The 23,476-nt window shown below is 67.3% G+C and carries 20 protein-coding genes; 12 read left to right on the top strand and 8 right to left on the bottom strand.

Annotated elements, in window-relative coordinates; all coding sequences use genetic code 11:
• Positions 1-9 precede the first annotated feature (9 nt).
• Positions 10-1,182, top strand: coding sequence for an acetyl-CoA acetyltransferase (locus ACSFBL_RS03295; RefSeq protein WP_435514309.1), 1,173 nt, complete (start codon positions 10-12; stop codon positions 1,180-1,182).
• Between the two features lie 18 nt (positions 1,183-1,200).
• On the opposite strand, the gene ACSFBL_RS03290 is transcribed toward ACSFBL_RS03295, so the two are convergent.
• Positions 1,201-1,968 (bottom strand): GntR family transcriptional regulator, encoded by a 768-nt coding sequence (locus tag ACSFBL_RS03290; protein ID WP_435514308.1) that lies wholly within the window; start codon positions 1,966-1,968, stop codon positions 1,201-1,203.
• A gap of 160 nt (positions 1,969-2,128) precedes the next feature.
• On the opposite strand from ACSFBL_RS03290, the gene ACSFBL_RS03285 reads away from it, so the two are divergent.
• The 3 genes from ACSFBL_RS03285 (at position 2,129) to ACSFBL_RS03275 (ending at position 7,367) form a co-directional block, all read left to right on the top strand.
• Positions 2,129-4,330: a hypothetical protein gene (locus tag ACSFBL_RS03285; protein WP_435514307.1), complete on the top strand. Its 2,202-nt coding sequence runs from the start codon at positions 2,129-2,131 to the stop codon at positions 4,328-4,330.
• Positions 4,327-5,235 carry a hypothetical protein gene (locus ACSFBL_RS03280; protein ID WP_435514306.1) on the top strand — a complete coding sequence of 303 codons (909 nt, stop codon included), beginning with the start codon at positions 4,327-4,329 and terminating at the stop codon, positions 5,233-5,235. The genes ACSFBL_RS03285 and ACSFBL_RS03280 overlap by 4 nt, the downstream gene beginning before the upstream one ends.
• Positions 5,236-5,459: 224 nt before the next feature.
• Positions 5,460-7,367 carry a hypothetical protein gene (locus tag ACSFBL_RS03275; RefSeq protein WP_435514305.1) on the top strand — a complete coding sequence of 636 codons (1,908 nt, stop codon included), beginning with the start codon at positions 5,460-5,462 and terminating at the stop codon, positions 7,365-7,367.
• A 51-nt stretch (positions 7,368-7,418) separates the two neighbouring features.
• Here ACSFBL_RS03275 and ACSFBL_RS03270 read toward each other — a convergent pair whose 3' ends face one another.
• Entirely contained in the window at positions 7,419-7,616 is a 198-nt protein-coding gene (locus ACSFBL_RS03270) for a hypothetical protein (RefSeq protein ID WP_435514304.1), read from the bottom strand.
• Positions 7,617-7,845: 229 nt separating this feature from the next.
• Positions 7,846-9,213 carry a replication initiation protein gene (locus ACSFBL_RS03265; protein WP_435514303.1) on the bottom strand — a complete coding sequence of 456 codons (1,368 nt, stop codon included), beginning with the start codon at positions 9,211-9,213 and terminating at the stop codon, positions 7,846-7,848.
• Between the two features lie 537 nt (positions 9,214-9,750).
• On the opposite strand from ACSFBL_RS03265, the gene ACSFBL_RS03260 reads away from it, so the two are divergent.
• The 6 genes from ACSFBL_RS03260 (at position 9,751) to ACSFBL_RS03235 (ending at position 16,384) form a co-directional block, all read left to right on the top strand.
• A complete protein-coding gene (locus ACSFBL_RS03260; RefSeq protein WP_435514302.1) occupies positions 9,751-10,986 on the top strand; it encodes an AAA family ATPase in 1,236 nt (411 codons plus the stop codon).
• A gap of 312 nt (positions 10,987-11,298) precedes the next feature.
• Entirely contained in the window at positions 11,299-12,384 is a 1,086-nt protein-coding gene (locus ACSFBL_RS03255) for a ParB/RepB/Spo0J family partition protein (protein WP_435514301.1), read from the top strand.
• A 322-nt stretch (positions 12,385-12,706) separates the two neighbouring features.
• Complete coding sequence (locus ACSFBL_RS03250) at positions 12,707-14,593, top strand: phage integrase family protein (protein WP_435514300.1); 1,887 nt, start codon at positions 12,707-12,709, stop codon at positions 14,591-14,593.
• A gap of 165 nt (positions 14,594-14,758) precedes the next feature.
• A complete protein-coding gene (locus tag ACSFBL_RS03245) occupies positions 14,759-15,616 on the top strand; it encodes a DUF2272 domain-containing protein (RefSeq protein ID WP_435514299.1) in 858 nt (285 codons plus the stop codon).
• Positions 15,617-15,666: 50 nt separating this feature from the next.
• Positions 15,667-15,924, top strand: coding sequence for a hypothetical protein (locus ACSFBL_RS03240; protein WP_435514298.1), 258 nt, complete (start codon positions 15,667-15,669; stop codon positions 15,922-15,924).
• 202 nt (positions 15,925-16,126) lie between these two features.
• On the top strand, positions 16,127-16,384 hold the full coding sequence (locus ACSFBL_RS03235; RefSeq protein ID WP_435514297.1) for a hypothetical protein: 258 nt from the start codon (positions 16,127-16,129) through the stop codon (positions 16,382-16,384).
• A 230-nt stretch (positions 16,385-16,614) separates the two neighbouring features.
• Here ACSFBL_RS03235 and ACSFBL_RS03230 read toward each other — a convergent pair whose 3' ends face one another.
• The 4 genes from ACSFBL_RS03230 to ACSFBL_RS03215 form a co-directional block, all read right to left on the bottom strand.
• The gene (locus tag ACSFBL_RS03230) at positions 16,615-16,932 is read right to left on the bottom strand and encodes a hypothetical protein (RefSeq protein WP_435514296.1); all 318 of its coding nucleotides are present in this window, start codon (positions 16,930-16,932) and stop codon (positions 16,615-16,617) included.
• Positions 16,933-17,053: 121 nt separating this feature from the next.
• The gene (locus tag ACSFBL_RS03225; protein WP_435514295.1) at positions 17,054-18,010 is read right to left on the bottom strand and encodes a Bug family tripartite tricarboxylate transporter substrate binding protein; all 957 of its coding nucleotides are present in this window, start codon (positions 18,008-18,010) and stop codon (positions 17,054-17,056) included.
• Positions 18,011-18,138: 128 nt separating this feature from the next.
• Positions 18,139-19,341: a CaiB/BaiF CoA transferase family protein gene (locus tag ACSFBL_RS03220; protein WP_435514294.1), complete on the bottom strand. Its 1,203-nt coding sequence runs from the start codon at positions 19,339-19,341 to the stop codon at positions 18,139-18,141.
• 23 nt (positions 19,342-19,364) lie between these two features.
• Positions 19,365-20,324, bottom strand: a complete 960-nt coding sequence (locus ACSFBL_RS03215) for a Bug family tripartite tricarboxylate transporter substrate binding protein (protein ID WP_435514293.1) — start codon at positions 20,322-20,324, stop codon at positions 19,365-19,367.
• Between the two features lie 140 nt (positions 20,325-20,464).
• Between ACSFBL_RS03215 and ACSFBL_RS03210 the strand changes: the two genes are divergently transcribed.
• Positions 20,465-21,346: an SMP-30/gluconolactonase/LRE family protein gene (locus ACSFBL_RS03210; RefSeq protein ID WP_435514292.1), complete on the top strand. Its 882-nt coding sequence runs from the start codon at positions 20,465-20,467 to the stop codon at positions 21,344-21,346.
• On the opposite strand, the gene ACSFBL_RS03205 is transcribed toward ACSFBL_RS03210, so the two are convergent.
• Positions 21,343-22,254: a LysR family transcriptional regulator gene (locus ACSFBL_RS03205; RefSeq protein ID WP_435514291.1), complete on the bottom strand. Its 912-nt coding sequence runs from the start codon at positions 22,252-22,254 to the stop codon at positions 21,343-21,345. The genes ACSFBL_RS03210 and ACSFBL_RS03205 overlap by 4 nt on opposite strands.
• Before the next feature lie 102 nt (positions 22,255-22,356).
• On the opposite strand from ACSFBL_RS03205, the gene ACSFBL_RS03200 reads away from it, so the two are divergent.
• The gene (locus ACSFBL_RS03200) at positions 22,357-23,448 is read left to right on the top strand and encodes an LLM class flavin-dependent oxidoreductase (RefSeq protein ID WP_435514290.1); all 1,092 of its coding nucleotides are present in this window, start codon (positions 22,357-22,359) and stop codon (positions 23,446-23,448) included.
• Positions 23,449-23,476 lie beyond the last annotated feature (28 nt).

Raw genomic sequence — 23,476 nt, 5'->3', positions numbered from 1 at the left:
GAAACCGACATGGACCCGAAAGCGCTGAGCGGCCGCTATGCCATCGTGGGCGTCGGCGAGGCCGGCATGGGCAAGGCCCAGGCGGGCGACACCGCCCTCGGGCTGCAATGCGCCGCGGCGCGGCAGGCGATCCTTGACGCCGGCCTGAAGCCGTCCGACGTGGACGGCGTGTTCGCGCACTGGGACGACCGCGCTGCCGGGCTGCTGGTCACGGAGTACATGGGTCTGGCGCCGCGCTATGTCGACAGCACCGTCGTCGGCGGGCAGTCCAACCTCACCCACGTCGCCCACGCGATGGCCGCGATGGAAGCCGGCCTCTGCGACGTGGCCCTGATCACCTACGGCAGCACGCAGCGCCTGGACCGCAGCCGCTCGCGCGGCGGGGCGGCGCAGGACGCACGCATGCCGAGCGGCCAGTTCGTGCTGCCCTACGGCATGCTGAGCCCGATCGGCTTCTATGCGATGCAGGCGCGCCTGCACATGCACCGCTACGGCACGCGCGCGGAGGACCTGGGCGAGGTCGCGCTCGCGGCCAGACGCTGGGCCCAGCTCAATCCGAACGCCATCGCCCGCTCACCGCTGTCGATGGAGGAGTACCTGGCCGCGCCGATGATTGCGGATCCGCTGCGCAAGTTCGACATCTGCCAGGTCACCGACAGTGCCGGCGCGATCGTGCTGGTGCGGGCCGAACGCGCCCGGGACCTTGCACGGCCGCAGGTGCTCGTGCAGGGCTTTGCCGAGCAGTACATCCAGCACGCCACGCCGTTCGGCATGGACGACTGGATCGACAACGGCGTGCTCGCCGAGATGGGTCGCCTCGCGATGGCGCGCGCCGACCTGCGCCATGGCGACATCGACCTGGTGCAGATCTACGACGCGTTCACGATCAACGTGCTCGTCGGCCTCGAGGCGCTGGGCTTCTGCGGGCGCGGCGAGAGCGGCGCCTTCGTGCAGGGCGGGCGCATTGCACCGGGCGGCGCGTTTCCGATGAACACCTCGGGTGGCGGCCTCTCCTTCAACCATGGCGGCATGTTCGGCATGCCGCTGATGATCGAGTCGGTGCGCCAGTTGCGCGGCGAGTGCGGCGAGCGGCAGGTGCCGGGGGCGCGCAACTGCCTGATGCAGGCCGGCGGGCTCGTGATGTCGGCCTATATGGTGATGGTCCTGGGCCTGGGGGACTAGCCGGGGCGGCGGGCCTTCTCAACCGTCGCGGGCGGACTGGCGCGCTTCGAGTTGCTTGATCGCCTCGCGCTTCGAATCCTCGATCAGCTTCTCGGCCGCCTCGGCGGCGACGTCCACGTTCCCGGATTTCAGCGCCTTCTGCATGGCGCGCCAGTTGCGCGCCGACTCCTTGCGCCGCGCCGGCGTGGCCAGGCCGAGTTGGGTGTAGCGCAGGGTCTGCCGCGACAGGGAAGCCAGGATCTCGGCCAGCCGCTCGTTGCTGCAGGCCTCGCGCAGGGCGCGGCTGAGGCTGAACGATGTCTGGAAGTAGTCGCCGGCGCCGTCAGGGTCCTGGGCGAGGGCGTCGAGCGCTCGGATGTCGACGTCGATCGCCGCCGCCAGAGTTGCGGCCTCCTCGACCGAGAGCCGGGCGATCATCGTTCCGGACAGTTTGCGGCGGATCTCGAAGATGTCGGCCACTTCCTTGATCGAGAGCTGCGTGACGTGGGCGCCGCGATTGGGCAGGATGCGCACGACCGAGTCCTTCTCGAGGATTCGCAAGGCCTCGCGCACCGGGCCCCGGCTGACCTCGAACTGTTCCGCGAGCGCCTCCTCGCGAATGCGCTCGCCCGGCTCGTACTCGCCGTTGGCGATGGAGGTGAAAATCAGCTCGGCGATCTGCTCGGGAAGTGTCTGAAGCTGCCGCAGGGGGGTCTTGGCACGCGCCGGTGCCGCTGCGTTTGTGCGGCCGGATTCGCCGTCGGCGCTCGCCTTGCTTGGGGCGCCGGTGGAAGTCTTGGTCGCCATTCGCTTGCTTTCGGGTGTGTGGGGTAAGATTGTCAACAAACGAGATGTCGTTATGTCATTAAACCACACCCATCTTGCCCCTGCTTCGCCCTGATGGCTTCAGTACCGGGTCGCGGCGCGAATCGCTACGATCTCTTGCTCGCAATGAAGCGGAGGCGCCATGGTTGATGAGGTCGGGCTGTCTGGACTTCCCGCCGTGTTCGGCGAAATCGACGTGTCGGATCTGGCAAGTCATTCGCCGCGCGACCTGATCCTCGACCCCGCCACGCTCACCGCGGGGACTTTGGCTGCCGGGCGCGCCATCCGCTACGCCAGGCGTGAGGCTCGGGAGGCGCCCTACGACGCGATCGGCTTCCGCATGTTCGCCGCCTCGCCACGACGGGGGCCATCGCCCCTGCAGACGGCCGCGTGGACCGCCATGCAACGCGAGCTTGCCGATCGCAGCAAGGCCGACACGGTGGTGGACGAGATCCTCACGCAACAGGCGATGCTGCGTCCGCGCGCGATTCGCATGCCCATCTCCGACGGCTCGATGCGCTACGGCATCGATCGGGCGGCGATCCACATGTACACGGGTCGCGTCAACGAAGCCGGGCGCGAGATCGACGACCGCTGGACCTTCTCGCTGACGGACCTCCCCGACGCCCTCCTGCTCGGCGCGTACGACGCCGACGAGGCGCTGGTAGCGGCGCAGAGCCTGTCCGTGCGCCTGCAGGCGACGCATTGGCTGCCCTTGACGACGCTGCTCGATGACGGGCACTTCCGCCGTCTGCAGGAGGTCCGGTCGCAGCTTCAGCGAGAGACACGGCCGGGGATGTTCTATTGCTTCCTCTCGCATCGCTGGCTTGGGACGACCCATCCGGATGCCGAAGGCGCGCAGGCGCGGTTCGCAGCCTGGCAGCTCGTCGCCCACCTCGTCCAGGCCGTGCGCGTGGCCGAGCAGCGGGGGTTGCACCAACCGCGCCGGTTCAGCGCGCAGCTGGGTCAACCCGTGGGGCCCCGGGGCACCCCGCTGGCCGAGGCCCTGATCGTCAACGTCCTCCGGTTCGCGCTCGACGAGACGTCGCTGCGGCAGGCCGCCGTCGAAGTCGCCTGGCTCGAAGAAGCGCTGGAAGATCTCGGGGTCGCGCGTGCTGCGACCGACGACCGACTCGCCGGACTGCGCGAGCTCCTGGCCGACCGCCCGATCCTGCGCCGGCTGACGGAGCGGATCCACCTCTGGTACGACTACGCCTGCCTCCCCCAGCCGCCGCGAGAGGGGGAGGACATCCCGCTGTTCGTGCAGGGCCTCAAGGAACTGTCAGCGGCACAAATCATGGGACGCACGGTCATCATGCTCGACGACGCCGAGGACTACCTCTCGCGCGCCTGGTGTGCGCTGGAGGCCCTGGTCGCCGACGCGTACGGGAACGCGACCGACCTCGTCGTGGGCTCGCGTCGTCCGACGACGGCATCGGGCGAGGTCGAGCACTACTTCGAAAGCCTGCTGGCCGACCTTCCGCATGTGCTGTGGCGGGCGGTGCTCGATACCGAACTGTTCGGCATCCAGACCGCGGACCGGTGCGTCGAGCGGCTCGGGCTCGCGGTGACGGATCCTGGCGACCTGCCGTTCATCTATGACCGCCTGAAGGGGCTGCGGGCGCCGGTCAAGATTCACATCGACGATTCGGCGGTCGTGACCGGCACGCTGCCGATGCCGGCCTTCGAGGACGGCGCGATCGTCTTGCGGCCCCGCCGCAGCGGCCGGGCGGTTCGCGCGGACGCGAAGCCGGTGCCGACCGCATCGCTGGACTGGACCGGCGCGCTCACCCTGCCGACGGCGTGGGATGCTTCGCGCGACGACGCTGCGGCGGTCTTGCCGTTCCGCCGGCTGGAGGTCGCCGCGTCTGCCGACGCCGTCTCCTGCCACGTCGCGGTTGTCGGGGCGTGCGAGGGCGAGGCGATTCTGCTGGCCCACTGGGTCCACGGCCATCTCGCCGAGTTGGAAGCCGTGCTGCCGGTGACCGTCACGAGCATCTCGTGGATCGCCGCCGACATCGCGCCGGTCGGGCATCTGGTTGTCGGGACGCTCGAAGGCGTGCCGGTCGCCGCGAACGCCTGGGTCGTCGTCGCGACCTCGATGCGCCTGCTGCATTGCCCGGTGGCCGGGCAGGTCATCGAGCCCCTTCGGTGGGCGGGCGTCACGCATGTCACGGTGGCCGTCGATGAAACCGGGGACAACGTCCGCGTCTACGAGCCGGAGGATCCTCCGAAGGATGTGGAAGTGGGCGAATTGATCGAGGCGGTGAACCTCGCGAAGCGGCCTGTCAGGGTGCATGCCGGGGGCTTGTTCCAGTGGCAGGTGCTGAAGGAGGTCCCATGAGCCTCCCCTATGCGAGCCCCCTTCACGCCGAATTCCACGTGGCCATCGAGGCCAACGACGCGACGGCATTGAACCGCCTGCTCCAGGCGCACGGGCAGGAGGTTGTCGAACAGTTCGGCGCCTGGCTGAATGTGCCGGCCGCGATCCGGGCCGACAAGGCGGCCGTGAACCTGTATGTCGACTCGCTCTTCCGCATTGCGCGCCTGTTCGATCAAGTCGGTGAACCGTCGCTGTTGCGGCGCATGGTGGGCGAGGACAAGGACAACCCGATCGTGCGATGGCAGCGGCGGCTGTCCAATGCGCAGGCCCTGTCCGCGGGCGGGGAGCACGGCGCGTCCGATGTGGAACTCGATGCCGTGCTGCAGGAGATGGAGGGCGCCACCGGCAACGCGGTCGACGACCTGCGGCCGAAGGTGCTCGGCACGCTCGGCACCAACGCGCTCCACCGCGGCGACTATGCCGCCGCGCTCGGCTTCACGCAGCGGGCCCATGACGCATGCATGGCGAGCGGCGACGAGGGCGGGCGCGTGGCGTACTACGAGAACCTCGTTTCGCTGCGCGTGATCGACGCGCTGGCGAATGCACCGGAGGCGGGCCAGCGTGCGCTCCATGTCCGGCGGCTGGTCGTGAGCGCGCAGGACGCGGCCGATGCGGGTCGGTATGAGACCAGCAGGCACCGGCTGGTCGAGGCGCTGTCGGTGATCGAGGGACACCCCGGCGATGCGCTCCTGGCGGCGCTGTCGCCCAAGGTCCTGGGGCTGATGGGATTTGACGAGCACCGGCTCGGGAATGCGGTAAAGGCGCGGGAGTGCACGGCGCGAGCGGTTGCCGGCGCGGAGGCGGTCGGTGACATCGAGAGCGTGCGCGTCTACAAGGCCAACCTCGACGCCCTCGGCGCGCCCTGACCTGTCGCCGCCGCGCGACGGCAGACCTCGCATCCGCTTCCACTGCATCGCGGATGCGGCGGCGTTGGACGCTGCGGCGACGGGCCCGGCAAGCCCTTCCGCCTCCGCCGCCCGAAGCTCGCGCAGATGGCTCGGGTCACGCGTCCACCAATCACCCTCGGCGCGCCAAGGACACGCGCATGGGCCATACGGGGCCTATTCCGAGCAGCCCGCCACAATGGCGCATGCCCGCCCTCCCCTCGCTCGTCACCGCCGCGGCCCTGGCACTGGCTTCGCTGTCTGCCTGGGCGGTCCAGCCTACCCTGCCGGGCGACATCGTCGATGCCACTGGCGCCATCGTGCCCGCGGCCTACGCCGCGGTCGCGGGCCAGATGGGCAGCGAGGCCGGTATGGCGTACCGCTTCGGCGCCCCTGCCGGTTCGGTCGCCAAGGGCGTGCCGACGTGGTACCAGCGGCCCGATGTGGTCGCGCGTGGTGGCGATTCGCGCTGGCAGGTCGGCGGGCCGCGCAATGTCGGGGACCAGACCAACGACCAGGTGGCAGCCGGGAGCTACTCGACCAACCAGGCCAACGTGCTGTTCGTCCCGGACGATCCCACCGCGCGCATCGGGGTCGCCGACATCCAGATCTCGGGCTATGAGTTCAACACCTTCGCGCAACGCCCGCAACTGAGCTGGACGCGCACCGGCGTGCCCGGCGGCGGCATCGATTCCATCACCGCGATGGATTACCGGGCGCAAGGATTGATCGCCGGCGGTCCGGTGGCGATCGGGCGTTGCGGCGGTCGCGCGGGCTTCTGCGCGAGCGGCCTCGTCGCCTTCCAGAACGGGCTGATTGCCACCACGGGGACCAACACGGCGACGAATCGCGCGACCGTCAAGCTCGCGCCGAACAAGGTGCCGACCGCGATCGCGATGACCGGCAACAGCGAGTTCGCCTTCGTCACGGTGTGGGACACGAAGACGCAGCGAGGCCAAGTGGCGGTCATCGCGCTGGCCGGCCTGTGCGACGGCTGCAACCCCTACGACCGGCTGAAACCGCGCGCGTGGTACGACTGGTGGCACGAGTGGATGGGCGTTTATCCGGGGCTGCCCAACATGGGCAACATCGCCTTCATGAAGGTGCTCGGCTACGTCGATCTGCCCGGGCTCGCCGCGCCGACCGACATCGCCGTGACGACCGGCCTCGATCCATTTCGCACGATGCTCGGCAACGGCAACTTCATGGGGCTCGAGACGCCGCTGTCGGATCCGTTCAATCGCGCAAGCTTCCGCGGTCGCGGCGACAACGTCGGGCGGGTCGCGAAAGGCGGGATCGCGGTCGTGGTCTCGAAGTCGGAGCGCAAGGCGGCTTTCATCGACCTGCGGCCCCTGTTCGCGTCGATGGGTCGCACCTACTTCGAAGGGACGCAGGGCGAGTTCGACTCGGCCGTGGGTCGCTTCGGGCTGCGCGACGACCAGTGGCCCTATGCCTTCACGTACTGGCCGCACCACACGCCCGAGGTCGTGAAGACGGTCTCGCTCGGCGCGCGCCCGACCGCCGTGCGCACCACACTGTTCGGTGAGGTGCAGCGCGCGTGGATCGCGACGGAGGACGGCACGCTGCGCATCTTCGGGCTCGGCGGCTATGCGGCGGCACCCGGAAGCGCCACGGTCGCATCCGCCGACGGGATCGTGCAAGTCGGCGTGGTGGCTGTCGGTCGCAATCCCACGTCGCTCGCGATCTCGAAGAGCGCGCCCGACGACGAAAGCGTCGACTCGCTCAATCGCCAGGTGCTGGTCGCATCGCGCGGCGAGCGCAAGATCCAGTGGGTGCGCTTTGCGGCCGATGGAAACAGCGGGCGTGTGGTGCGCACCCTCCAGGATTCACGGATCGTGGACCCGATCGCCGTGGAGGATGCCGACAATTTCGCGACCGCGGGTCATGTGCTGAGCATTGCGGACCATGGCGCGAAGGCGATCCTGAACTACCGATACGGGAAGGTCGTGTTTGCCGATCGGGGCCCTGCCTGGGCCTGCCAGCCGCCGCGTGGTTGCGGCATGGGAGCCGTTGGCGATGCCCCCTTCGAGTTTGGCGGCAGCATGACGACGCCGGGTCGACCGTTCGCGATCAGCACCGCCAATGTGCCTTGAGCGACGAGCGGGCGGCGTCTGGGCCGCCTTGCTCGGCGTCAGGCAGGGCGATTACCTCACGACTTCGCCGACGGGAACGCCATAACCGTTGCGGTAGGCACCGAGCACCAGACCGCGCACCGTGTCGCGCGGGCTGGCCGTCACGAACCTGTTCTCGGCCGTCTTGTAGACAACGATGGTGCTCTGCGCGCTCTTGCTGAGGGTGCGTGCAACGCCGGTGGCCTGGCTGGATGTCGGGTAGGTGTTCATACTTTGGACCTCGTTCGATGAGGCCGATGCTAACCCAAACGTATTCAAACGTAACCGTACGTACCGCAAAAGTTCTCGTTTGTGCGTTCGCCGCAACAGTGTCGAGCCCACGGTGCGGGCCGGGGCGGCTGGCTCCTCAGTCGGCAGGGGTTTGCGGCGGCGATTGCCATTAAGACATTGGAGTCTCCTCAGGCCTTCCAGAGCGAGCGCTGACTTATTGCAAAGGGTGCTACAGCCCTGGCACGCCGCGCTGCAGTGCGAAGTCGAGCAGGACGCGATCGCTGGGTGCTTCGGGCCAGGTTTCCTGGGCCAGCCACTTGAAAAAGGTCGTCGCGGCAATGCGACTGTCGGGCCCGTCGCGCCGCCAGGCGCGCGCGATCGGCGCCGCCACGTCGTCGAGTCGTTCGGCTTCGAAGCGTGTGCGAAGGTCTGCCTGCATGGGTTCCAGCATCTCCGCGAACAGCGCGCGCGCCTTGCCCATGCGGTCGTTCTCCCAGAGTTCGCGCAGCCGGCGCTGGCGGTCCGCTTCGGACAGCGCCGGCGCCGGCGCGGGCAATGCGGGTGCCGAACCGGCGGCTGAGGCGGGTGCGCCTACGACGACACCGCCGTAGCCCTTCTTGAGCGCGTCCTTGAAATAGGCCGCGGGCGACTTGAGCGGCGGCATCGCCGCGTTGCGCTGCCGCGCTTCGACGTGGTCGAGCGTCGCGCGGATCTGCCCTTCGTCGGTCGTTGCGTACAGATCCTGCGCTTCGTCCTGCTTGATGCCCAGCGCGACGAGGCGCGCGACCAGTTCAAGGTCGAACACGTTGCGATTGGGCGCGGAGATGTCGCCGAGGCGCTGCTGGATCTTCGGCACCACCCTGAACTGGATCTCCTCGATCTTGCGCCCGCGCTTGTGCTCGATCAGTTCGAGGCCGAATTCCTCGCACAGCGCGTCGATCTCGGCGATGGCCTTGGTGATGACGTCGCGTTTGAGGAAGCGGTAATCGACTTCCTTGATGTCGCTGCGCCCGGTCAGCACCGCCGCCCACCACACGACGTCCTCGCGCATCGAGAGCCGGCCCGGCGAGGTCAGGTAGCGCGCACCGATCTCGTAGAGCACCGCGGCGGAGTAGCTGCGCATCTGGCTGCTCATCTCGAGCAGGACGCGCGTGTACTGGTGGGGCTTGACCAGCCGCTCCTTGATCTCGTCGGGGTAGCGCCAGGTCACCATGCAAGGACGGCCCCTGCCCTGCTCCTCGATCGTCACGGTGCCCAGCAGCTGCGACGAGACCCAGCGCTTGAGCGAACTGCTGCTGGTCGACCATTCGATCGTGGTGGCCTGCATGTCGCGCAGGTGCGATTTGAGCAGTTCGGTGTTGTTCGAGTTGAAGCGGGCGTCGCCGATCAGTTCGCTGAGCGCGAGGCGGTACACGGGCTCGTCGACACCCTGGCGTTGGGAGTGGTACAGCAGCGCGTTGTAGATGCGCCGCGACAGCAGGGTCAGACGCCCGCGCTTGGGGCGGATCGCGATGGCCTCGTTGGCTTTGGCGACGCTTTGCTCTTCGGCCGAGGGGGGCTGGCGAGGCGCGCTTCGTGATGAGTCATCCTCGGCCATGGAGCTGGGTGGTGTTGGTGGGGCCGCACATCATGCCGCCGTATTGTGATTCGGTCAATTCACAAATTCCTCCTGACGGTGCCTTGAGCTGTTTGAAATGAACACTTGGGACATTGAAGAGTTGAGGATCGGCTTTCTTCAATGGTGACAAAGGCTTACAGTGCAAACTGTGAGCTTTGTTGGGTTTGAATGTGAGCGGCGTTGGGATTTGATGTGAGATCGATTGGGATCCAGCGTGGCGAACCGTGAGAAGCAATGGGCTCCGATGTGAGTGGATAGGGGCAATCGCCCTCCTCCGGTGCACTGCCCGCTGTCGCGTGGGGTCGGAACGCAGCTCGATGCGCGTTTGTGGCCGCTCGTCGGCATATTTCTGGCGAGATCGGTTCTTTTCGCGCCCGTGAAGACGGCCGCATCGGATGCGGATCCCCAAAGGACCTCACAATGCGCAGCGAGGGATTTGGCTCGCTCTAGGCGAAACTTGTTCATTCGACAGATTCTCATAGAATCGCTGAATTCTGTCGAATAAGGTTGTCCCCTATGTCTGTCACTGTGCCACCGGTCGGTGGAAACCAGGTTTCCACCGAGGTCCCTGCCCAAGCTCGCCAGACCATCAATATGGAGCGCATCGCGGCCCTGGCGACGCGGGCCGGATCGATGGTCGAGCAGATCCGCGGGATGTTGCTGGCGCCCGAGGCCCGCAAGATCGCCCCCACCTATTCCACGGCCCAACTGGCGGCTCTGTGCGGCGTCGACAAAGCGCACGTCGCCTACAGGATCACCAAGGACGATCTGCCGGCGGGCCAGCTGACCCCTTCCGGCGGCAAGCGGATCTTCGGGCTCGACGAGTTGCGCCGCTGGACCCGCACCTATCGTGGCGAGAAGATGCGTCCGGCCGGCCGCAAGGCGGTCACGATTGCGGTCGGCAACTTCAAGGGCGGGGTTGCAAAGACGACCACCGCGATGATCCTGGCCCAGGGCCTGAGCCTGCGCGGCCACCGCGTGCTGGCGATCGACACCGATCCGCAAGGCTCGCTCACGACCCTGCACGGTCTTCTGCCCGAGGCCGAGGTGACCGAGGACATGACGATCGGGCCGCTCTGCGACGGCAGCGAGAACGACATCCGCTATGCCATCCGCTCGACCTACTGGGACGGCATCGACCTGGTCGCGGCCGCCCCGTTCCTTTTCTCGGCCGAGTTCGCGCTGCCGGCGCGCCAGATGCAGGAACCCGGTGCCAAGTTCTGGGATGTGCTGAACGTCGGCCTGGAGAGCGTGCGCGATCTGTACGACGTCATCGTGATCGATACGCCCCCTTCCCTTTCTTATGTGACGATCAACGCGCTGTGGGCGGCCAACGGCATCGTGGTGCCTGTGCCGCCGTCAGGCCTGGACTTCGCTTCCTCGGCCCAGTTCTGGTCGCTGCTGGCGGACCTCGGCGGCAACCTCGATGGCCAGAGCAAGGATCGCGAAGGCAAGGCCTTCGACTTCCTCCACGTGCTGTTGAGCCGGGTCGACGCGGCCGATCCCGCGATGCCGGCGGTCCGGCAGTGGATTCAGGCGACCTACGGCGAATACACCCTGCCGGTCGAGATCCCGAAGACCAGCGTCACGAGCAACAAGGCCGCGGAGTTCGCGACCGTCTACGACGTGCAGAAGTATGAGGGGGCCGCCAAGACGTACAAGCGGGCGGTCGATGCTTATGACTCGTTCGTCGAACTGGTTGAGCAATCGGTCGTCGGCGCCTGGCAGGCGCAGGGCAGGGCGCAGCGATGAGAACGATGCCAGTGGAATTGCTCGCGCGTGGAAACCAGGTTTCCAGGTCATTCGACGGCCGCGGTGGCGACCGTGGAAACCAGGTTTCCACCGAAGAGTGCAAGGGGTGGCCAGCAAGCGCCGTTTCGGAATTCCGTAGCTGGACCAACGGAGTTGCCGCAACGATGAACCATGCACGGGCCGCGCAGCACGTCGCCAAGCGACGCGGTGAACACCGGGGGGAAAGCGGGGGACACGGTCGCAAGACACCTCCGCCCTTCATGCTGACATCGCGCCGTGTCGGCGTCCCTGTCCATCACGAGGAGGCCTGACATGGCAAGCACACGCAAACGCCTCGAGGCGCTGACCGCCGGCTTGTCGCTGCCCGCGGACCTGACTCGGCCGGCTATCCAGGCGGTGGCGCCAGAGACGCCCGACGGCCCCGCGCCCGCGCCTGTGATCGCGGTGGAAACCAGGTTTCCACCGGCGTCGGGCAGCGGCCTGCCGCCACGCACCGGGCCCGGCCAGATGATGGCGTTCCGCGGCCAGATCCAGCAGGTCGAGGGGGAAATGGCCGCGCTGCGCGACAAGCTGCGTCAGTACGAAGGCGCGCTGCCGACGCGCAAGATGGACCCCAAGACGATCCGGCCCAGCCGCTATGCGAACCGTCACCAGTCTTCCTTCAGCACCAGTGAGTTTGCCGGTCTGAAGGCGGACATCGAGCACGCCGGAGGCAACGTCCAGGCGATCCTCGTGCGACCGCTGAAGGAGGAACCGGGCCAGTTCGAGCTCGTGTTCGGCCACCGCCGGCACCAGGCCTGCCTCGAACTGGGCATGGAAGTGCTGGCCTCGGTATGGACCGACGAACTTGGCGACCGCGCCTTGTTCGAGATCATGGACCGCGAGAACCGCGAGCGCGCCGATCTCTCGGCCTACGAGCAGGGCATCATGTACCAGCGCGCGCTCGAAGAGCAGCTGTTCCCGACGCAGCGCCAGCTCGCGGAGGCCATCGGCGTGAGCCACACCTGGGTGCGGAAGGCGCTCCTGGTGGCCCAGCTGCCCGAGGCCGTCGTGGAATGTTTCCGCAGCCCGCTCGACGTGAGTTTTCGCCATGCCGAGCAGATCAGTGCTGCGATGGAGCAAGACCGTCGCGCAGTCCTGAAGCGCGCGGAAAGGTTGAGGGGCCAGGGGCTGTCCGCGCCGATCGTGGTCGCTCGGCTGCTCGACGCGAAGGCGGGCTTCGAGCGCGCGGAGCGCGTCGACATTGACGCGGCGGGACACAAGCTAGGCACCTTGGTGCGCGCCAAGTCGGGCGAGATCACGATCACGATCGGGGCTCAGGCCGCAGCGGATCCGAACACCGAGGCCGTCGAATCGGCGGTCGTCGCCGCACTGCGCAAGATTCGCCAACAAGCCTGACGAGGATGGGCGCCGGTCCAGAACCGGCGCTCGGCCCTTAATGTGAGAACGATTGGGATTGCCGGCGCCGGTGTAGGGCGTGGAAAACCCGTCCAAACGGGCCTGTTCATGAAATAATCATCAATGCCGAATTTACATGTCGAGATCACCCTACGATCAGATAGCTTATCTAAGTCATTGATGTGATTAGTTTTTTTGCTGCACGCCGCACAGGCAAACTGGACATCGAGGCCGTCAGGCGCTCCGCAAGCGCAGGTCCACGATCGTCGTGCCGCGCCGCCGCCATCTCCCGCAAATTCCCCTCCAGCAGGGCCTCGACCCGGTGACTGATCGCCCGCCACGCAAGCTGCACCGCGGCCATTTCGCCTTCATGCGCGCCCTGGCCCAGGGCCTCGACGAGCGCGCGAGCTGGGATCGCTATTTACGCCTGGAGGGCGAACACGCGGACTTGCGCACGGTCCGCCGAACGATCGCCTGGATCCGTGACGCTTTCGCGGCCGCCGCAAGACGCGAACAGAAGCCGGGAACAGCCCGCCTGATCCTGCTCGACCCGACCGGCTATTCCGACAAGGCGCCGGCGCTGCCGAGCCTGGCCGAGTTCGCGCAGGCCCAGGGCCTGGAAGACTTCTCGGAGGCCGAGCAGGTCGAGGCCTACGAGGAGGCGTACCCGCCGGCAAGCCGAGGAGGGCAGGGTGGCCGGTCGAGCGGCGGCCAGCCCTCGCGGCGTGCGCGCGTGATCGAGCGCCAACTCGAGGCGCTTCGCTGGCTCGAGGGCCTGATTGCGCAGGACCCGAAACCACTCGATGGGGTGGCCGCCTGGCTCAACCCCGCCGTGGCGGCGCGCCTCGAGCGCGCGGGCCTCGGCACCTTGTTCTCGCTGGTCGAGCGCATCAACGGGGTCGGCGCGCGCTGGTGGGTGCAGGTGCCGGGGATCGGCGAGCGCAAGGCGGCCCGGATTCTCGATTGGCTGCAGGCGAACGAGGACGTGCTGGGCGGTCTTCGGGTGGGACGCCACGCCGCACAACCGAGGGCGCAACTGAGCCCGGCGGTCTTGATGGCCGTGGTGTCGCCCGCGACTTCGCTCGTGCCCTATGAGAAGTTCGTGCTGCCTGCGCAACTCGACGGACGGGCCGGACACCATCGTGCGCCCTTGGCGGACTGCCGCTTGACGGCCGTCGACGACAAGGAAGCCATCGACGCCTGGCTGGAGGCGAAGCAGCCGGAAGAGGCCGGCGAGGAACTGGCGTCGACCCGGCGCTCTTACCGCAAGGAGGCCGAACGCCTGCTGCTGTGGGCCATCCTCGAGCGCGGGAAGGCCCTGTCTTCGCTGTCGACAGACGATGCCAGCGCCTACTCCGCGTTCCTGTCGGATCCGCCGAAGAGCTGGTGCGGACCGCGTCATCACCAGCGGTGGTCGCCGCTGTGGCGTCCGATGGAGGGCCCGCTGTCGTCCAGCGCGCGCAGGCAGTCGCTCACGATCGTGAAGGGCCTCTTCGCCTTCCTGAGCGCGGCGAACTACGTGACGATCAATCCATTCGCCGAACTGCGGCCGCCGCCCAAGCGGCGCAGCGCGCTCGGCGCGGGCCGCACGCTGAGTGCCACGCAATGGGCCCATCTCGACGCCTGCCTCGCGCGCCGCGCGCACGATGTCGTCGGCCGGCGGCTGGCGCGAGCCATGCGCTGGCTGTACGAGACGGGATTGCGTCTGGACGAGATCACCCGCGCCACCTGCGGCGACCTCCGGAGGGTCGTGTCCGCAGATGCGGGGCCGGCATCGGACCGGGTCTGGCACCTGAAGGTGATCGGCCGCGGGGGTCGCAGCCGCGACGTTCCGGTGCCCTCACGACTGGTCGAAGAACTCGAAGTCGAACTCGCGACGCACGGCCGTGAGGGCGCGGCCGATGCCGCCGGCAACCGGCACATTGCGCTGCTCGCGCGATTCGGATCGCAACGCAATGACGCGCCGCCGCGCTGGTCGGCCTCGGGCCTGTACCAGGCCATCAAGGCCGCAGTCGACAAGGCTGCCCGCGAACTCGATGACGCTGAATCGCAGCGACTCAGGGAAGCCAGCACGCACTGGCTGCGGCACACGCACGTGGTGCATTCGCTCCAGGGCAGGGCAGGGCAGTCGCCGGTGCCGATCGAGGTCGTGCAGCAGAACGTCGGGCACGCGTCCGTCGCGACGACCGCCCTGTACCTGAAACCCTGAGCGCACTGGACCCCTGCGCCCGAGGCCGGACCGCCCGGAAGGACGCTCTCTCGCGTAGAAGAAAGTTTGACACTGGCCTGACCCCCGCTGACACTGCCCCCGGAGACGCCGCAACGGCTCATCGTTGCATCGTGTGTTCTCCCGCCCCACGTCGAGGAGCAGTTGATGCAGAAGTTCGTCAATGTCCAGACCGTCAACTTTCGCGGTGTCCCGAGCACGGAGGGCAACGATCCGCTGACGGTCCTCTCGCTGGGCGATTCCATCGTCGAGATCGGCGACGGCCCGCCGGGATGGAACCACATCCGCGCACGCGTCGGCACCAAGGAGGTCGATGGCTTCTGCGTGGACGGGTTGGTCGATGCAAGGATCCGGTGGACCGACAAGAAGCAGCCGACATTGCGGGACCCGGCCTCGCCGGCGCGCGAGGCGCTGGTGGCCGCGGCGACCGAGCAGTGGCTGCTGTTCAAGAAAGGCGAGGGCAAGGAGAACGTCGAGCCTTTCAGCACCATGATCGGCAAGATGTGGAAGGCTTTCGGAAAGAACCTGACCGGCAAGAACACGGACGTCCCCTGGTCCGCGGTCGCCATCTCGTTGATGGTGCGCAACGCCGCGAAGACCGTGGCGGGCTACAAGTCCTTTCCCGAGTCGATCGGCCACTCGCGGTACATGTGGGAGTCCATCCGAAAGGCCGCGAGCGGCGACATGACTGCGCCTTTCTGGGGAGTCCCGCTTTCCAAGGCGCGGCCGCAGGTCGGCGACATCATCGGGAACTGGCGGAACACGCCGTTCAGCTTCGACAGCTTCCTGACGGCGACCGAGAACCCGGAGACGCCCTGTCATTCGGACATCGTCGTGGCCGTGGGCCCCGACCTGGTCCTCGCCATCGGCGGCAACATCAAGAACAGCGTCTACGCAACCGGCTACCAAATCGACACGAACGGCTTCCTGACCCCCAACCGGCGCATCGACGCGGACGGCAAGGTCGTGGGCGAAGCCATCGTGCTGATGACCAACCGCGTCTGAGCGAGTGGCACTGCCATGCACGCGTCGGCGCGACCCGCACATCCCGATCGATGAAGGATCCCGTCATCGTCGGCGCCATCCTGAGCGCCGGCATCCTGCTCGTGCTCGCCGTGTGGCGGGCGCCGGTGCTCCGCTGGGCAGCCATCTGCATCGCGCTCGGGGTGCTCGCATGGGCGATCAGCCAAGCGGCGCTGGTGGCTGATCTGCAGCATCCACGTCCGGCGTGCACTGCCGCGATGGCACACGGCCACCTCGGCGCTTTGTCAACGCAAGCAGTCCCGCACCGAACCACCCTCCGCGCTATTTGAAGCACGCGACGGGGGAAGGTCGGGCTGCCAGCATTCGGTCCCGCGACGCCGATCGAACGAGCAGCCCTCGCTTCAAGGCCTCGCGTTGTGCACTTCTTCACGGCCACACGCCGTCCTTGCGCGGATCACTCAACAACGCGCGGGATGCGTCAACCGAAGGAGCTCGGGCACGATTGATGCAAGACAGGTTCAGGAGAACATCATGCTGAAAGGTCCTTCGATGCGTACTGCCACGTCGTTCGAGATTCGCTTCCGCTCACTGTTCCACGAGGGGCGCGCGTTGGCTTTTCCGTGCGACAGCCAGGGCGAGGTCGATCTCGACGCGATGGGTGAGAAGGCCCGCAGCAACTACCTGTTCGCGCGCGACATGATCGGCCGCGAATACGCGATGCCTTTCGTCCAGGAGAGCACCACGCGCGGTCTGGACCCGCATCGCCATCTCGATCGCGAACCAGCCTGAGGCCTTCGTTTGCACCCGGCGCTTCATGCGGCCGGGGCGTCGTCCCTTTTCAAGAGGCCACGCACCGCATCATGTCTTCCGAGAAAGTCCCCGAGGCATTTCACTGCCCCGGGGGAAATCCACCAAGATAGGGTGGAGGAGACAAACGACGCACCAGAAAGGGATGGTTGACGGCCCTTTCCGCCTGCTTGCAATGAACCATGCAAGGCGTGTGCCCAGGTCGTGTTGATTCAGGCTTCGATGGCATCCGCAGTGTGGCGCTGACGGAATCGCGCGCGCAACACGGCCGTCGACCACCACAGCACCGCGGCATTTACAACGAGGCCGATGCACACGACGACGGCCGCGCGATCCGCGAAGCCTTGGCCGAAATCGAGCAACAGCAGCACCAGCGCCCAGGGCAGGGCGCAGAGGATGGCCACGGTCAGCAGGATGCTCTGCTCCGACGGTCGAAGGGTCGCAGCGACCAGCGCGATGGCGAAGGCGGAGCAGGCACCTGGCAACCACCAGGCATGGCGATACCAGAGCGGCAAGTGAGGGGTGGACATGCGGAAATTGTGAGCCGTGGCGACCGCCATGCCCCGAGCAATTTCACACGAAGGCAGGTTGTTCGCGTGTTTGTCGCATGCCGCCCACAGACCTTCGCTGCTGCCGGGCGTCGAAGCCGATTCAGTGCGCCTGCTTCGGCAAGTTGAGGCTCTGCAGCACCGGCAGCCACCGGTCGGATTCGACCTTGACGAACTTCGACAGGTCCTGGGGCGTGCCACCGCGCGGCTCCATGCCGATGGCGCGCGCGCGGATGACGAAGTCGGGATCCGCAATCACCTGGTTGACCGCCTTGTTCAGTCGGTCGATCGCATCCTTCGGCGTGCCGGCCGGAACGGAAAGCGAGTACCACAAGGTCGCCACCATGTCGAAGCCCTGCTCCTGGAAGGTCTGCGCGTCGGGCACCTGCGGCAGGCGCCGGGTGTCCATCACGCCCAGGACGCGCAGCTTGCCGGCCTGGATGTACGGCAGCGAGCCGGTGATGGAGGTGCCGTGGATATCGATCTGGCCGCCGAGCAGCGCCTGCACGGCCGGGCTGTCCCCGTTGAACGGGATGTGCGTCGTGCTGATGCCGAGGTTCTTCTCGAACACCATGGGCGCGAGGTTCGTCAGGATCGCGGCGCCGGGTGAGCCGCGATTGATCTTGCCGGGATTCTTCTTCGCGTACTCGACCATCTCCTTGATGTTCTTGTAGGGCAGGTCCGCGCGGCCCACGATGATGGCCGGCTGGTAGGCGATCTGCGTGACCGGCGCGAAGTCCTTGACCGGGTCGTAGGGCAGCTTCTCGTACAGCACGCTGTTGTTGGCCAGCGTGCCGAGCGACGACACCAGCACGGTCTGCCCATCCGGCTTGGCGCGCGCCACGTAGTCGGCCGCGATGATGCCGCTGGCGCCGGGCTTGTTCTCGATGATGACGTTCATGCCGTGCTTGCCGAGCTCTTGCGCGAGGATGCGGCAGTACTGGTCGGTGCCGCCGCCTGCCGCGAACGGCACGACGATGCGGGTGACCTGCTGGGCCACGGCCGAACCGATGGCACAGGCCCCCATCACGAGGCCGAGGACGAATTTGCGGTAGTTCACTTCTCTTGTCTCCTTGTTCCGGTCCATGGTGGACGGGCTGAATTCAGTCTAGTTCTCGGTGCCGGCGCCGATCCTGCAGGCCCTGAAAAGCTGCTTTCCGCGAAGTGCACGCCGGCCCGGCGTGGGTGTCAGCGGATCACCTTCTGCGTCTGGAGTTCGCGCAAGCGGTTGGCATCCATCCCCAGCAGCTCGTGCAGGATCTCGCCCGTGTGCTGGCCCAGGTCCGGCGGCGTATGGCGCACGTCGCAACGTGCGCCATCGATGACGTAGGGCGGCGCATGGATCGCCTGCGCCCCGGCTTGCGCGTCCTCGAAGTGGTGCAACAGTTGCGTCTGCGCTGTCCGCTGCGACTGCATGGCTTCATAGAGTCCCAGCACTTCGCCGCAGGGAATGCCGGCGGCGCGCAGGCGGGTCAAAAGCGTTTCGCGCGTGTGCGCGCGGATGCATTCTTCGAGGGCGGGGAGCAGTTCGTGGCGGTGTTTCGCGCGTTCGGTGTTCTTCTCGAAGCGCGGGTCGTTCGCGAGTTCCGGTCGCCCGATGACGTCGACGCAGAATTTCCTGAACTGGCCGTTGTTGCCGACCGCGATGACGAGCGGCCCGTCCGCCGCTTCGAACACGCCGTAGGGAACGATCGAAGGATGCGAGTTGCCGAACTTCGCCGGGTCGCGCTTGTTCGCCCACGCGGTCAGTCCGTAGTAGGAGCCGATCATCATGCCGCTGTCGTAGAGCGACATCTGGATGTGGCGGCCCCGGCCGGTGCGATGGCGCTGGTGCAGCACCGCGAGGATGGCCTGTGCCGCGTACATGCCGGTGAACATGTCGACGGCGGCGACGCCGAACTTCAGCGGCCCCTGGCCCTCTTCGCCATTGGTTGCCATGAGCCCGCTCTCGCCCTGTACGACCAGGTCATAGCCGGGCCGGGCCCGCTCGTCGCCAAGCACCGAGTAGCCGGAGATCGAGCAGTAGATGAGCCCGGGGTTGGACGCGCTCAGGTCGTCGTAGCCCAGGCCCATCTTCTGCGCGCCGCCGAACTTGAAGTTCTGGATGACGATGTCCGAGCGTGCCGCGAGATCCCGGGCGAGCTCGACGCCGGCCGGTTCCTGCAGGTCGATGCACACCGATCGCTTGTTGCGATTGCAGCTGTTGAAGTAGGAGGTGTTGTGGCGCCCGATGCGCAAGCCCCAGTCGCGGGTGTCGTCGCCGCGTTCGGGATGCTCGACCTTGATCACGTCGGCCCCGAGGTCGGCGAGCGCCATCGCGCACAGGGGGCCCGCCATCACGCGGGACAGGTCGAGGACGCGAAGGCCGGAAAGCGGCTGCATGGAAGTCATCGATCGGGAAAGAGGGCGCTCATTCACTGGGCCTGCTTCGGCAGGTCGAGGCGCTGCAGCAGCGGGATCCAGCGCGCGCTTTCATCTTGCACGTACTTCGCGAACGCTTCGGGGGTGCCCCCGCGCGGCTCCATGCCGATGGCGCGGGCGCGGCTGATGAAGGCCGGATCGGCGAGCACCTGGTTGACGCTGCGGTTCAGTCGCTCGACCACATCCTTGGGCGTGGCCGCCGGCGCCGAGAGGCCATACCAGAGCAGCGCCTCGATGTCGTAGCCCTGCTCCTTGAAGGTGGGGGCTTCCGGCACCTGGGGCAGGCGCTTGGCATCCATCACGCCGAGCACGCGCAGCTTGCCGGCGCGAATGTGCTGCTGCGGGCCCGTGATCGACGTGCCCTCGATGTCGATCTGGCCGCCCAGCAGCGCCTGCAGGCCCGGCGAGTCGCCGTTGAACGGGATGTGGGTGGTGCTGATGCCCGCCATGCTCTCGAAGGCCATCGGCGCTAGGTTGGTCAGGATCGAGGCCCCGGGCGAGCCGCGGTTGATCTTGCCGGGGTTGGCCTTGGCGTAGGCCACCATCTCCTTGATGTTCTTGTAGGGTACGTCCGGGCGTGCGACCACGATCGTGGGCTGGTAGGCGATCTGGGTCACGGGCGCGAAGCTCTTCACCGGGTCGTAGGGCAGCTTGTCGTACATGACGGTGTTCGTGGCCAGCGTGCTGAGCGACGACATCAGCAGCGTCTGGCCATCCGGCCGCGACCGGGCGACGTAGTCGGCGGCGACGATGCCACTGGCGCCCGGCTTGTTCTCCACGATGACCTGCAGGCCGTGCTGACCGAGTTCGTTGGCGAGCAGGCGCGCATACTGGTCGGTGCCGCCGCCGGCGGCAAAGGGCACGACGATCCGGGTGGGTTGCTGGGCCTGGGCGGCGCCGAATGCGGCAGCCAGCCCGAGAAGCAGGCCGCCGATGTGTTTGCGAAAGGGCATGTCGATGTCTCCTGATCGGGCGGCGTCCGCCCTGTCGATTCAGTCTAAGTGGCGCTGCCCCGGGCCATGCTGCATGGCATGAAAAGCTGCTTTGCAGCCCGCGTTGCCTCCATGCGCGAAGCCTCGGCACACTGCCCGGCATGGACGTCACGATCACGAGAATCGGTGAAACGAAGGACCAGCTGGGCGAAAGCCCCTGCTGGGATGCCGACGCGCAGGCCCTGTGCTGGATCGATGCGCTGGCGGGGGTCCTGTGGCGCTGGTGCCCGGAAAGCGGGTCGCTCGAACGGCATGCCGTGCCCGCGCCGATCGGCTGCATCGCGCCGTGCCGCAGCGACGCGGTCGTGGTGGCGCTCAGGAACAGCTTCGCGCGCTACGACTTCGGATCGCGCAAGCTGGAAGTGCTGGCCAGACTCCCGGTCGACCATCCCGATGTGCGGCTCAACGATGGCAAGTGCGACCCCGCCGGCAATTTCCTCGCGGGCACGATGCACATGAACCGCCAGGCCGCTGAGCGTGTACGGGGCGGCCTCTTCCGCTTGCGATCGGACCTCAGCGTCGAGCAGTTGGCCGACGACATCGGCTTTGCCAATGGCCCCTGCTTCAGCCTCGACGGGCGCACGCTCTACCTGGCCGACAGCCTCGAGCGCACGATCTGGGCCTACGACTACGACCCCCGCGGTCCACTCGGCCGCAAGCGCGTTTTCGCGACGACCGACCGCTTCGAGGCGGGCCCTGACGGCGCCACCGTCGATATGCAAGGTTACGTCTGGTCGGTGCTGCCGCGCGCCGCCCGACTCGCGCGCTTCGCGCCCAATGGCACGCTGGATCGGCTGGTACCCGTACCGGCCAGCTTCCCCACGAGCCTGTGCTTCGGCGGGCCGCGCTTCGAGGAGGCCTTCCTCACGACGATCTCGCGCAGTGCCCGCCTCGAGGGGCCGCTGGCGCACGACGGCGGGCTCTTCCTGATCGAGGGCCTGCCCGCCGCAGGCCGGCCGCCGCACCGCTTCGCCGACCGTTAGGGCGCCTTCTCGTCGTGCAGCGCCTCGGCGATGAAGTCGACGAAGGCACGCACCTTCAGCGGCAGCGCGCGGCTCTGGCGGAACACCGCGAAGATGCCGTTGGAAAACCCACGCACCGCGAAACGGTAGTCGGGCAGCAGCCGCACGAGCGACCCGTCCGCGATGTTGCTGCGCACCGTGGGCTCCGACAGCAGTGCGATGCCCATGCCGCCGAGCGCGGCCAGGCGCAGCAACTCGCCGTTGTTGGCACTGAGCACGCCCTGGATCGCCAGCGCCTGCTGCTCGCCCTGTTCGTCGATGTACTTCCAGCTCGTGGCCTCGTGCTCGCGCCGGTAGGTGAGGCAGCGCACGTTCGGCAGGTCGGTCGGGTGCTTGATGCGCGTGTAGACTTTCAGAAAGGCCGGGCTCGCGACCAGCACCTCGTCGCTCGACAGCAGCCGCTTGATGACGAAGCCCGAGTCGTTCGATTCGCCGGTGCGGATGTCGACGTCGAAATCGTGCTCCACGAGGTTGACAGGATGCTCCGACAGCTCGACTTCGACCCGGATGTCGGGGTAGCGCTGCGCAAAGCGCGGCAGCAGCGGGGCCACAACGCGCAGGCCGATGTGCGTGCGCGAGTGCACGCGCAGGCGCCCCTCCGGCCGCTGGCGCGAGACGCGCGCCGCCTGCTCCGCCTCGGCCATGGCCTCCAGCACGACTTCGGCGCGCTCGATGAAGGCCTGCCCGGCTTCCGTCATCTTGAGGTTGCGGCTGGTGCGATCCACCAGCTGGACGCCCAGTTCCTCCTCCAGCGCACTGATGCGCCGAGAGATCGTCGCGGGCGACAGGCTCAGGCTGCGCGCCGCCGCCGACAGGCTGCCCTTGCGCTGGGTCGTCACGAAAATCCGCAGTGAATCGAGGGCCTTCATTACAGAAGCCGCAAAGAAGCTGTGCGCACGTTGGCGATCCGCGAGGGCCCGGCGTTCCTACGATTGGCCCACGTCAACAGCAGCCAACCAGGAGCAAGCGCAATGGATTTCGGAATCTTCATTCTGATGCAGCAGAGAAACAAGCATAAGACCTCCCACCAGATCCTGCGCGATGCCGTGGAGCAGACGCGCGTCGCGGACGAACTCGGCTTCGGCGCCGCCTGGTATGCGGAACACCACTTCAGCAACTACGGCATGTGCTCGTCGCCGCTGACCATGATCGCCCACTGCGCCGCGGTCACCCGCAACATCCGGCTGGGAACAGGCATTGTCGTCGCACCCTTGTACACCCCCGCCCGGCTGATCGCCGATGTGGCGATGGTCGACCAGCTCTCCAACGGGCGCCTGAACCTGGGCATCGGCTCGGGCTACCAGCACTTCGAGTTCGAGCGCTTCGGCGTTTCGCTGGAGACCGCCAAGGCGCGGACCTTCGAGATGCTGGACATGCTCGAAATGGGCCTGAAGCAGCCCAAGTTCAGCTACGAGGGCGAGTTCTACACGCAGCCCATGAGCGCCATCAGCCAGCGCGCCGTGCAGCAGCCGATGCCCTCGACCTGGATCACGAGCGTGGATCCGGCCTTCGTCGCGCGTGCGGTGAAGTCGGGGCACCACGTGTTCGTCTCGGGCGGCGACGGTGGCCTCGAGAAGCTGCAGGGCACCCGCGCCCTGATCGACAAGGTGGCCCATGCCGAGGGCAAGGATCCGGCGGCCGTACCGGTGGGCCTGCTGCGCGCCGCCTACGCGAGCAACAACAAGGCGGAGGTGGAGCACTACCTCGACTGCGCGCGCTACCAGCGCCGCATCGCCGTGAGCCTGAAGCGCCGCACCGCCCAGATCGCCGACGACTACCAGGTCGAAGAGGGCATCGTGGAGGGCGAGCCCTCGCTGGACGAGATGCGTGCCCTGCTGCCCGTGGGCAGCATCGACACCGTGATCGAGCGCGTGGTCAACGAGATCCGCACCCTCAAGCCGGTGCACTACTGCTTCCAGACGCAGATGGGCGACTTCGACCAGCCGACAATGCTGCGCCAGCTCGAAACCTGGGCCAAGGTCATCATCCCGACGGTGCAGCAGGAGATCGCCAACGACCCGCCGCACCGCGCCGAGCCGGTGCGCGAGCTCGCGGCCGCTTGAGTCGCCCAAGCCGACCCTTTGCCAAGGA

This window comes from Variovorax glacialis, assembly GCF_051216375.1.
In the GTDB taxonomy this organism is placed as follows: Bacteria; Pseudomonadota; Gammaproteobacteria; order Burkholderiales; family Burkholderiaceae_C; genus Variovorax.
Note: the sequence above shows the minus strand (reverse complement) of the source record. Positions and strands in the feature narration are given on the sequence as shown.